Source organism: Chrysiogenia bacterium (assembly GCA_020434085.1).
GTDB lineage: Bacteria > JAGRBM01 > JAGRBM01 > JAGRBM01 > JAGRBM01 > JAGRBM01.
This window is the reverse complement of sequence record JAGRBM010000597.1, coordinates 1-10662: the sequence shown is the minus strand read 5'-3', so window position 1 is coordinate 10662 and position 10662 is coordinate 1. Positions and strand designations below refer to the sequence as shown.

The following is a 10662-nucleotide window of genomic DNA, read 5'->3' as shown; positions in this document are numbered from 1 at the left end:
ACGCGGCCAGGATCATCGCCACCGTTCCCAGGTGGCGGGCCAGCACGCGCGGGCGCACTGCATACTGAAGGTTGCTTGCCTCGCTCGCCATGCCCCGAGAGTAGACGAGTGCGGGGAAAGCTGCACTCGTCCCGGCTCAGGCCGCCTCGGGACTGTCGGCCAGCGCCCGACCCTTCCAGACCGCGAAGATGGCCGGGTAGACCACCAGCGTCAGGATTGCCGCCGTGAGCAGGCCGCCGAACATGGGAGCAGCGATGCGCTTCATTACCTCGGCACCGGTGCCGGTGGCCCACATGACGGGAACGAGCGCCAGCAGGTCGGTTGCCACGGTCATCATGATGGGCCGAATGCGCCCGGCCGAGCCCTCGACAATGGCATCTTCCATGTCACGTGTGTTCGTGAGACGGCCGTCCTTTTCATGCCGCGCCCATGCCAGGTCCAGATAGAGCATCATCACGATCCCCATCTGGGCGCCCAGGCCGGCGAGCGCGATCATGCCCACCCAGACAGCCACGCTCAGGTTGTAGTCCATCGCCCACATCAGCCAGACCGCTCCGACCAGCGCGAAGGGAACGGCGAGCAGGACGATGAGGGTCTCGGCGAAGTTGCCGAAGTTGAAGTAGATCAGGATGAATACGAGCAATAGGGTGAGCGGCACGATCACCTGGAGCCGGTCGCGCGCATGCTCGAGGTAGCGATACTGGCCGCCCCATTCGAGGCGGTAGCCCGGCGGCAGGTCGACCTTGGAATGGACAGCGTCGCGTGCGCGCTGAACGTACTCGCCGATGGATATGCTCGCGTCAACATCGACAAAGACGTAGCCGGCGAGCTGGCCGTTCTCATCGCGAATAAGCGGCGCGCCCGTAACCGTGCGGATGTCGGCGAGCTGCGCCAGCGGAATCTGTGCGCCCGTCGGGGTGGCCACCAGCACGCGGCCCAGCGCATCGAGGTCACTGCGGTAGTCGCGGGCGTAGCGCACATTGACCGGATAGCGTTCGCGCCCCTCGACGGTGGTTGTGATATTCATGCCGCCGATGCCGGTCTCGATGACGCGCTCGACATCACCGACGGTGAGCCCGTAGCGCGCGGCCGCTTCCCTGCGAATATCGAAGTCGATGAAGTAGCCGCCGGTCACGCGCTCGGCAAAGGCGCTGCGCGTGCCGGGAAGTCCTGCCAGGGTCTCCTCGATCTTGAGCCCGACTTTCTCGATCTCCTTCAAATCGGGGCCGAGGATTTTGAGTCCCAGGTTGCTGCGGATGCCGGTGGCGAGCATCTCCGTACGGGTCTGGATCGGCATCCACCAGAGATTGGGCATGCCCGGGACCTGCACCTTGCGATCCATCTCGGCAACGAGGTCGTCCCAGGTAAGGCCCGCGCGCCACTGGTCCTTGGGTTTGAGGGTGATGACTGTCTCGATCATGGAGAGCGGCGCCGGGTCGGTGGCCGAGCGCGCGCGCCCGACCTTTCCGAAGACGTGCTCGACCTCGGGAAATTTCTTGAGCTCGCGGTTCATGCGGTGAAGCAGGTCCGTTGCCGAGTCGATGCTCATACCCGGAACCGCTGTGGGCATGTAGAGAATGCTGCCCTCGTTGAGGGGTGGCATGAACTCGCTTCCCAGGTCCAGGTACGCAGGCACCGTCACGACTGCGGTGACGACGGCAATGGCGATGACGCTCTTGCGCCAGCGCACGGCCATGCGCACGACGGGGGCATAAAGGGCCGAGACCCAGCGGGTGACCGGGTGGCTCTGCTCTTTGGGAATCCGCCCGCGAATCAGATACATGGCCAGGGCTGGAACCAGCGTGACGCCCAGCAGCGCGGCAAATCCAAGGGAGTAGGTCTTGGTGAAGCCAAGCGGGCGGAACAGACGTCCCTCGGTGCCGGTGAGCGTGAAGATTGGAATGAACGCGACGGTGATGACGAGCAGGGAGTAGAAAACCGAGGGTCCCACTTCCTGCATCGCCTCGATGAGAGCCTGGCTGCGCGAGCCCTTCTCGCCCTTGGCGTCGTATTCCTCGAGGCGTTTGTGCATGTTCTCGATGAGCACGATGCTCGCATCCACCATGTCACCGAGTGCGACGATGATGCCGCCCAGGGACATGATGTTGATGGTCAGGTGCTGGTAGAGCATCGGGATAAAGGAAAGCAGAACGGCCATGGGTAGCATGATGATCGCCACCAGCGCGCTGCGGACATGGAAGAGAAAGAACACGATGACGAGGCTCACCACGACCATCGCCTGAATGAGCGCGTCGGAAATTGTCGCGACCGAATCCTCGATCAGCCCCGAGCGATCATAGGTGACGACAATCTCGACCCCCTCGGGAAGGCTGCGGCGGACTTCCTCGAGACGGTCCTTGACGGCGTTGATGACTTCGAGCGCGTTCTCACCGTAGCGCATGACGACGATGCCGCCCACGACTTCTCCCTCGCCATCGAGCTCCACCGCTCCGCGGCGCAGGTCGGGGCCCAGGTGCACCTCTCCCAGGTCACGCACGAAAATCGGGGTGCCACGTTCGCTGGTGCCGACGGGCACGTTCTCGAGGTCTGCGACGCTCCTGACGTAGCCGCGCCCACGCACGAAGTTCTCTGTCCCGGCGATCTCCAGCACGCGCCCGCCCACATCGTTATTCGAGTCGCGCACGGCGTCGATCACCTTCTTGAGGGAGAGCCCGAAGGCGTTGAGGCGATTGGGATCGATCTGGATCTGATACTGCTTGACGAAACCGCCCACGCCGGCAACCTCGGCGACGCCCTTTACCGACTGCAGCGCATAGCGCACGTTCCAGTCCTGGATGGAGCGCAGCTCCTGCAGGTCGTGACCACCGCTCTTGTCCACAAGAGCGTACTGAAAGACCCAGCCCACACCCGTGGCATCGGGCCCCAGCGTCGGGGTTACGCCCGCGGGCAGGTCTCCGGCGACGGAAGTGAGGTATTCGAGGACGCGACTTCGCGCCCAGTACATGTCGGTGCCGTCCTCGAAAACGACGTTCACGAAAGATAGACCGAAGAAGGTCTGCCCGCGCACGAATTCCACCTTCGGCGCGGCCATCAGCGTCGTGGTGAGCGGGAAGGTGATCTGGTCTTCAACCAGGTCGGGGCTGCGACCGGGCCACTCGGTCAGTACGATGACCTGCACGTCCGAGAGATCGGGAAGGGCATCGAGCGGCGCATTTTTGGCCGACCAGTAACCCCAGCCCGAGAGCGCCGCGACGATGAGGATCGTCGCCACGCGGTTGCGGGCGCACAGGGCGATGAGCTTGGCAATCATTGCTCATGTCCTCCATGCCCGTGGTGCTGGTGGGGGCTGGGTGCGCCTGCCGGTACGGGGGCCTCACCTTCCCACTTGGGCAGCGCGCTCTTGAGCTGCGCCTCGGAGCTGATCAGGAAGTTGCCGGAAGTCACGACGCGTTCGCCGGCTTCGAGACCCGAGAGCACGACGTAGTAATCGTCGGCGCGCTGTCCGACGTGCACCTCGCGCGGTTCGAGGTTGCCGCCGCCGTGGTCGACGAAGACGTAGCGGTGCTCACCCGAATAAAGGATCGCCGCGAAGGGAACAGCCACCTGCTCGCCCAGGGGCACGTCGATGGTGACGTCGACGAACATCCCGGGTTTGAGCGCGAGGTTTTCGTTTTCGAATACGAGCCGCACGGGCAGCGTGCGGGTGTGCATATCGATTTGCGGGTAGACGTAGTCGACTTTGCCCTCGCGAATGGCGCCGCGTTGATAGGGGTTTTCCACGAAGGCCGCGAGACCGGGCTGCATGAGCGAGGCCTCATACTCGTAAAGGTCGGCGATAACCCACACCGAGGAGAGATCGGCGATCTCGTAGAGGCGTTTGCCCGGCTCGACGCGATGGCCTTCGACGGCCTGCTTCTCCACAACGTAGCCCGTTGCCGGCGAGTAGACGGTGAGGTCCTTGTTGGCGGTGCCGCGCCTGGCGAGTTCGCGGATCTGGTTGTCGGTCAGGTCCCACAGGCGCAAGCGGTCGCGCGCGGCGCGCACGAGTGATTCGGAGCCGCCGGACTTCTGTGCGGCCAGGGCGTCGAGGTACTCCTGCTGCGTGACCAGCAGTTCCTGGGAATAGAGCGTGAAGAGCGGATCGCCCTTTTTGACGAAGGCATTGGTGAAGCTCACGAAGAGCTTTTCGATCCATCCGCTGAATTTCAGGGAGACGTGCCAGAGGCGGCTCTCGTCCACCTCGACACGGCCAACGGTACGGATCGAGCGGCTGAGCGCGCGGCGTTCCACCAGCGTCGTCTTCACGCCGATGAGCTGCTGGCGCGCCATTGGCACGCGCAGGTGCTCGCCGCTGCCGTCCATCGTTCCCATGTCATCGCTGCCAGCATTGGCATCGACGAGCCCGGGACGCGGGGGCGCAACGAGCAGGGAGAAACGCGCGAGCTCGGCGCCGTCTTTCTCGACCCGCACCGTGAGGTCCCAGTTGCCGCTCATCGAGAGGTTGAAGCTCGGGTGATAGTTGCCGCCGCCCGAATCATCGGCCGCGCCCCTGGCTTCCATGGCGGGCATTGCCCCCATGGCCGGCATGTAGGCGCGCGCGCCGACGTGGGCGCCTTCGACACGCTTGCCGGCAGGATCGAGGACGCGGAGCCTGAGCGCATTCTCTCCAACGATGGGTGGGTCGGGATCGAGGTGTGCCTGCAGGGTGTAGCCCCCGGCCTCAAATTCCTGCCAGTCGGACTTGTCCTCGCATCCGCCGGTGCCCAGCAAGAGGGCGGTAAGTGTCAGAAAGATCGTTGCGTGGCGAAGCGTGTTCATTGCCCGCTCCCTTCGGGGGCACCTTCAATCGGGGCGCCCACTGCGCGTTGCAGACGCGCGTGACTCTGGCGGTAATCGCGCAACGCGCGCGCCTGTTCCATGAGGACTTCTTCGAGGGACCGCTCGCTGTCGAGCAGTTCGAGAAAGCTGGCCTTTGCGCCCGAGTAGGCCAGGCGCGTGGCGTCGAGTTCGAGCTGCACCGTCGGGATGATGCGCTCGCGATAAAGGGCGAGCACCTCGCGCATCTCGGCGAGGCGGGTGTAGTGCTCGTGCACTTCGAGCTGCACGTGCCGGGAGAGTCCCTGCGCTCTGGCCTGCGCGGCGGCAAGGCCCGCGCTGCGCTCGCTCACAGCGGCGCTGCGGCGCCCCACCTGGATGGGCACGTTGAGTCCCACCATCACGCTGACGATGTCGTCGCCGTCCTTGGCAAAGCCCGGATTCGTTCCGCCTTTCACGACGCCGTAGTCGGCGCCCACCGAAAGATCGGGCCAGTAGTCCTTGCGGCTCAAATCGAGAGCAGACTCGCTGGCGGCGATTTCGCTGCGCGCGGCGCTCAGCTCGGGCCGCGTCTCCAGCGCGCGGTGGGCCAGCTCTTCGTACGCGGGGACCTCGAAGACAAGCGGCGGGGCCTGCGGCTCTCCAAGCGGCGCATCGGGCGCGCGGTTGAGCAGCACGTTGATCCGCGCCCGCGTGTTCTCGATTGCGCGGCGGAAACCGGCGTCCACTGCATCAACCCGCGCCAGCGCCACGCCCGCCTTGAGCGGATCGCTCTGGGGCACGAGGCCCGCGCGGTAACGCTGCTCTGCGATGCGCCGAAACTGCGAGAGCAGCGAGCGGTTCGACTCGTTGATGGAGAGCGCTTCGCGCGCAAAGAGCCACTCGAAGAAAGCCAGGCGTACTTCCAGGTCGAGATCGAACTCCGCGGAAGTGGCCGCCGCCTCCAGAGCGCCGGCCATGTGCTCGGCGCGCTCCTCGCGCAGGCCGCGCTCGCCCCAGAAGGGAATGCGCTGCTTGATGCCCACGCGGTAGTCGAGCGGGCCCGCACGGGTCTGCGTGGGTTTGGGCGACCAGCTCAGCGAGAGCTCGGGATCGGGGAAGGCGGAGGCCTGCGCGCCGGCTTCATCGGCGGCGCGGTAGCGCGCGCGCGCTGCTTCCAGGTCGGGGTTGGCGCGCCGGGCCTCACTCAGGATGTCGCTCAGCGTGACCGGGCCGCTCCCCAGCGTCTGGGCAGTCGCGGGACCGGCCAGCGCGAGGAGCGCGAGCAGGGCGCCGCTTGCAAGCGATAGAAGTCGCTTCATGGGATTCTCTCCGCATCGCAGGCGATGCGATTGGGGGCGCGGCACAGAAACCGCGCACGTTGATCACCGCGAGCGCACTGCGCCCACGCAAGGATCATCGCGGAGAGAAACTCAGAGGATCAGGACAATGGAGGAGAGATGATTGGCCTGCGAAGCAGGTGGCGACTGCGCCGGGCTGACAACATGCGCGGAAAGCTGCGGAGCAGGGATGCTCAATCCGCTTGCAAAGACCGGCGCGGCCTCGGCAAGCGGGGCCTTCTCGGAAGACTCCGCCCGGGTGAGCGTGGCCACGTGGCCGCTCGCCATGGCGTGGCAGCCGGCGCACTCGGCGCGCAGTGACTCCTGTGCGGGCTCGCCCTTTCCGGCGCAGCAGTCGTGGGCCGAGGCCGCCGTCGCCGCTTTCGGCGCTGAATCGTGGCAATGGCCGCAACAGGCGGCAAAGCCCGTCGAGGCCATCAGGCCAACGCTCAGCAGTGCGGCCACGAAGGCGGCAAAGCGGCTGTGATGTCTGGCAAGCCCGTTCATCTGGTGCATGTTACCCCGATCCGGGAAATTCTGGAAGCCCCGGCCCAGGAGGCTCGAAATTCGCCCGGCTTTGTGACACCATCGCGGGGCCGGGATCGAAGGGAACGAATCATGGAAATCACAGAACTTGCCCCGGAAGGGGGCTGGGCCGATGCCGGAGGCATGCGCATTGCGCCGCCGCCGCCCTCGGAGCAGGGAGCGGTATTTCGTCTGATGTCGGGTATTTCCGCCCGGTTCGGACGCAAGCAGGTGCCCAATATCTTCCTGGTTTTCAACAAGAACCCGCGCCTTTTCTGGGCGTGGCTGGTGCTTGCTTCCCGGTTTATGCCCTACGGGCGCCTGCGTGACGCCGATCGCGAGAAGATCATTCTGCGGACCGCGTGGGTGACGCGCAGCCGTTATGAGTGGGGCCAGCATGTCGAGCTCGGGCTGAAGGCAGGTCTCAGTGACGAGGATATCGTCAGGGCATCAAGGGGCCCCGATGCGTTCGACGATCCGCGCGATCGTGCACTGGTATCAGCCTGTGACGAAATGCTGGCCGACCGCTGCATTTCCGATGCGACATGGCAAGAGCTCGGCAAACACTACGATGAGAAACTCCTCATCGAGATCGTGGTGCTGATCGGGCACTACGAAATGCTCGCCGGCTTTCTGAACAGCACGGGTGTCGCCCTCGAACCGGACATCGAGAAGGAACTCAAGGCCTTTCATCAGCGCATCGCAGGTTGAGTGTTGTGCGAGCAGCCATGGTGGGAAACACTTGGCGCATCTCGCGGAGAAGTCCTGGCGGAATGAAGGGGGACGGGTATGGCAAGCGCCAACAAAACGGTTCTGGTAACAGCAGGTAACGGCAACCAGGCACGCGCGGTCATCCCGCAGCTTGCGAAGGCCGGTTTCCGGGTACGCGCCATGCGCCGGGTCGATCGCGAGGGACCCGGACCAAAAGATCTGGGCGCGCAGGAAGTTGTGATTGGCGACGCCTGCAGTCCTGAAGACGCCTTTAAGGCGATGGAGGGTGTCGACGCCGTCTACCACGTTGGTCCCTCGTTTCATCCGCGCGAGCGGGAGATGGGCTTCAACATGATCGAGCAGGCCGGGCGCGCCAGTGTTGAGCACTTTGTCTTCAGCTCGGTGCTGCACCCGATTCTCACCGGACTTCCCCAGCACGAGATCAAGCGCGACATCGAGGAGAGATTGCTCGAATCGGGGCTGAATTTCACGATTCTGCAACCGGCCGACTACATGCAGATGGTTTCGGTGGGCGCAATTCCCGGGTCTTCTGTATTTTTGCTCGGCTGGGACCTGAACAAGCGCCAGGCCCTCGTGGACCTCGACGACGTGGCCGAGGTGCTGGTCCGCGTCGTGACCGAGGGCAAGCAGCACTACGGCGCGAGCTATGAGCTGTGCAGCGGGGAGAACCTCTGCGCCCATGACATCGGCGCGGCACTCTCGGAGGCCTTCGGCCGCCCGTTCAAGGTGATGCAGTTCCCGCACAACTACGACAAGCCCATGCCGTACATCCTGGGAGAATACGACGAGGCGCACATGCGCCATCAGATGTCCGTGTTCAAGGTGGTCAACGAGTGGTACGACCGCTTCGACTTTATCGGGAATGCCAATGTGCTGCGGATGCTGCTTGGCCGCGAGCCGACGTCCTTCGTCGAGTTCGCCCGCAAGCGTTTCGAGAAAGAGATCTGACTTACCGCGCCTGCAGGTAGGGCGCGCAGGCTTCGTTGCATTCTTTCCAGAACTGCCGGCGTTTGTCTTCCTGAAGGACCGGGTCGTTGGGGGGAAGGGCCATTTTCCCCCGGACGTTGTGGATGTAGTCGCCGCCACGTACCGCCTCATCGGTCAACGAATAAACGATGCTCTGTGCACTTTTTTGCGGCGTAATGAGAAACAGCCGCTTGGCTATTTCGCCGCCTTTCATCAGTTCGCTGCCGACGACGCCGGGATGGACGCTCACGCACTGGATTGATTGTCCCTGCGCGTCGACATGCTCCTGCATGCTCCGCGCATTCCAGGAAACCCCAAGCTTTGAACGCGCGTAGGCGTAGTTGGCCCGCTTGTCTTCATACTGAAAATCCAGCGTGCAGCTTTTGGCCAGGACGTAGATGTCGCCGGTGACATAGACGATGCGCGCCGCGCCGGACCTGGCCAGATCCTCGAGCAGGGAGAGCGCCAGCAGGTGATGCCCGAGCACATTGGTGGCGACGTGGGATTCATAACCCTGCTTGCTGCGCCCGTATCGCCTGCCGGCGATTCCGGCGTTGAGGACGAGGCCATCGAGGGCCCGGCCATTGAGCTCGGCCTTCACCCTGCGCGCCAGTTCCGCCATGGACTCGAGATCGGCCGTGTCGGCCGTGTCGAGCACCGTGATCCGGGTACCGGGATTCTCCGACAGGATACCCGCGCGCAGCCTCTCGCCCTGCGCTCCGTCCCTGCAGGCCAGCAGCACGTGGGCGTTCCAGCGCGCCAGCACGCGGGTCACTTCTGCGCCGATGCCCCTGGCGCCGCCGGTTACAAGAACGGTCTTGCCCGAGAGATCGCGGATTTGCGCCTGAATGCTGCGCCACTGCAGGAAGGCACCCACGAAGCGGCGGGCCCTTTGCGGGAGGCTCAGGTGCTTGGGTTCGGCCGACATTGAGTTACCTGCGCTGTTGAAAACCTGGTGTCCGGGACCGGCTTGAATCCGCCCGGCGCAAAGTGCCTCGTCATTTTAAGTGCCGGCGGGCAGGGGAGTCTATGGATCACCATTGGACGCTATCGGCGTGATTTCGGTAATTATTATTCCTCTTGAGAGGCCGATGGTAGCCGCTTGAAACTGATGGTTCAGGCGCACTTTGGGCGCAAGGGGGGCGGCTCGACAATACTGGCTGCCGCGCTTAGACTTCATCCTGCAATGAGCCGAACGATTTTAAAAGACACGCACCGAATCCTGCTCCTTACAAGCATCTTCGCCTACGTCCTGTTCGGCGTGGGGGGCACCGTTGGGGTGGGGCTGTGTTTCGAGGCCGACGGGCACGTCGGGCTGGAAATAATGCGTGGCGGAAGCTGCACAAGTTCGCAGCTTGCATTCGACAGCGGTGACAACGAGCATCGCGCCGAACATGCCGGATTCTCTTCCGACGAACACTGCGCCTCCTGCACCGACGTGTCCCTGCCAATACAGGAACTGCGCGCCAGGCGTGTGAGCGACGACCTGGGTATGAACGTGGCGACCCCGGTGATTGTTCCCTCGCTTCTCAAGCCTACGGTCCGTGCGCTTGCTGCACCACAACCCCGGCGCTCCCATTCTCCTGTCTTGCCTGCACTCTCCACCATCGTCCTTCGGACGTGATTCGCATCTCCTGAACATATCTCTTCGCGTCTTCGATCTCTCGAAGCCGTAACTTCATGCGCGACCCAGTTGCGCAGTGGCCGCCGCCTTGACTGCGGTGCATGGTTCAGGAGGATTCGTCATGGTGCGAATCCGGTTGTTTTCATTGATTTTGATACTGGTATGCACGCCTTTGGCGGCGAGCGCGCAGGAACTACCACGTGCGCTCTCGCTGGCCGACGTGCTTGGGCTGGTGGAAGAGCGAAGCCCCCGGCTCGAAGCGGCACGCTGGCAGGTCCGCGCCGCCGATGGGCGTGCTGAGCAGGCGGGGCTTTTTCTTAACCCCGAACTCGACGTGGAGGTCGAGAACATTGCCGGAACGGGCGCGGCCAAAGGCATCGGTGGTGCCGAAACCACGGTGTCGCTCGGTCAGACCATCGAACTTGGAGGCAAGCGAAGCGGGCGCAGCGACGTGGCCCGCCATGAGCGCGAAGCCGCGCGCCTCGATGCCGATCAACAGCGCCTCGATGTCTTCGCGCAGGCAACCCGGCTCTTTGTTGCGGGCCTTGCCGCGCAGGAACGGGCACGCCTTGAAGAGGACGCCGCGTCCCTTGCGCGCGAGACCGAAGTGGCTGTGCGTCGCCGCGTCGAAGCTGGCCGTAGCCCGCCCGCAGAGGCCCTGCGCGCGAAGGTGGCCCGCGCAAGGGCCGACGTTCGCCTGAATCGGGCGAAGCGCGAGGT

At 64.2% G+C, this 10662-nt stretch carries 9 protein-coding genes; 4 read left to right on the top strand and 5 right to left on the bottom strand.

Annotated elements, in window-relative coordinates; all coding sequences use genetic code 11:
• Positions 1-136 precede the first annotated feature (136 nt).
• The 4 genes from KDH09_19505 to KDH09_19490 form a co-directional block, all read right to left on the bottom strand.
• A complete protein-coding gene (locus KDH09_19505) occupies positions 137-3271 on the bottom strand; it encodes an efflux RND transporter permease subunit (GenBank protein ID MCB0221894.1) in 3135 nt (1044 codons plus the stop codon).
• Entirely contained in the window at positions 3268-4779 is a 1512-nt protein-coding gene (locus tag KDH09_19500; GenBank protein ID MCB0221893.1) for an efflux RND transporter periplasmic adaptor subunit, read from the bottom strand. The genes KDH09_19505 and KDH09_19500 overlap by 4 nt, the downstream gene beginning before the upstream one ends.
• Positions 4776-6077: a TolC family protein gene (locus tag KDH09_19495; protein MCB0221892.1), complete on the bottom strand. Its 1302-nt coding sequence runs from the start codon at positions 6075-6077 to the stop codon at positions 4776-4778. Before KDH09_19495 ends, KDH09_19500 begins: the two co-directional genes overlap by 4 nt.
• 111 nt (positions 6078-6188) lie before the next feature.
• Positions 6189-6611: a hypothetical protein gene (locus KDH09_19490; GenBank protein MCB0221891.1), complete on the bottom strand. Its 423-nt coding sequence runs from the start codon at positions 6609-6611 to the stop codon at positions 6189-6191.
• Positions 6612-6713: 102 nt separating this feature from the next.
• Here KDH09_19490 and KDH09_19485 point away from each other — a divergent pair, with 102 nt between their 5' ends.
• Both KDH09_19485 and KDH09_19480 read left to right on the top strand, forming a co-directional pair.
• Positions 6714-7331 (top strand): carboxymuconolactone decarboxylase family protein, encoded by a 618-nt coding sequence (locus KDH09_19485; GenBank protein MCB0221890.1) that lies wholly within the window; start codon positions 6714-6716, stop codon positions 7329-7331.
• Between the two features lie 78 nt (positions 7332-7409).
• Complete coding sequence (locus KDH09_19480; GenBank protein MCB0221889.1) at positions 7410-8300, top strand: NmrA family NAD(P)-binding protein; 891 nt, start codon at positions 7410-7412, stop codon at positions 8298-8300.
• 1 nt (position 8301) lies between these two features.
• Here the strand turns inward: KDH09_19480 and KDH09_19475 are convergent, their stop codons facing one another.
• Positions 8302-9246, bottom strand: coding sequence for an SDR family NAD(P)-dependent oxidoreductase (locus KDH09_19475; protein ID MCB0221888.1), 945 nt, complete (start codon positions 9244-9246; stop codon positions 8302-8304).
• A gap of 258 nt (positions 9247-9504) precedes the next feature.
• Here KDH09_19475 and KDH09_19470 point away from each other — a divergent pair, with 258 nt between their 5' ends.
• Positions 9505-9942 carry a hypothetical protein gene (locus tag KDH09_19470; GenBank protein ID MCB0221887.1) on the top strand — a complete coding sequence of 146 codons (438 nt, stop codon included), beginning with the start codon at positions 9505-9507 and terminating at the stop codon, positions 9940-9942.
• A gap of 121 nt (positions 9943-10063) precedes the next feature.
• Positions 10064-10662: TolC family protein (locus KDH09_19465; protein ID MCB0221886.1), on the top strand; the 599-nt coding region annotated here is incomplete at its 3' end.

Excerpts from the sequence above, each read along its gene's own strand:
- KDH09_19505 (MCB0221894.1), bottom strand. The coding sequence starts at position 3,271 with ATGATTGCCAAGCTCATCGCCCTGTGCGCCCGCAACCGCGTGGCGACG.
- KDH09_19500 (MCB0221893.1), bottom strand. The coding sequence starts at position 4,779 with ATGAACACGCTTCGCCACGCAACGATCTTTCTGACACTTACCGCCCTC.
- KDH09_19475 (MCB0221888.1), bottom strand. The coding sequence starts at position 9,246 with ATGTCGGCCGAACCCAAGCACCTGAGCCTCCCGCAAAGGGCCCGCCGC.
- KDH09_19470 (MCB0221887.1), top strand. The coding sequence starts at position 9,505 with ATGAGCCGAACGATTTTAAAAGACACGCACCGAATCCTGCTCCTTACA.
- KDH09_19490 (MCB0221891.1), bottom strand. The coding sequence starts at position 6,611 with ATGCACCAGATGAACGGGCTTGCCAGACATCACAGCCGCTTTGCCGCC.
- KDH09_19485 (MCB0221890.1), top strand. The coding sequence starts at position 6,714 with ATGGAAATCACAGAACTTGCCCCGGAAGGGGGCTGGGCCGATGCCGGA.
- KDH09_19495 (MCB0221892.1), bottom strand. The coding sequence starts at position 6,077 with ATGAAGCGACTTCTATCGCTTGCAAGCGGCGCCCTGCTCGCGCTCCTC.
- KDH09_19480 (MCB0221889.1), top strand. The coding sequence starts at position 7,410 with ATGGCAAGCGCCAACAAAACGGTTCTGGTAACAGCAGGTAACGGCAAC.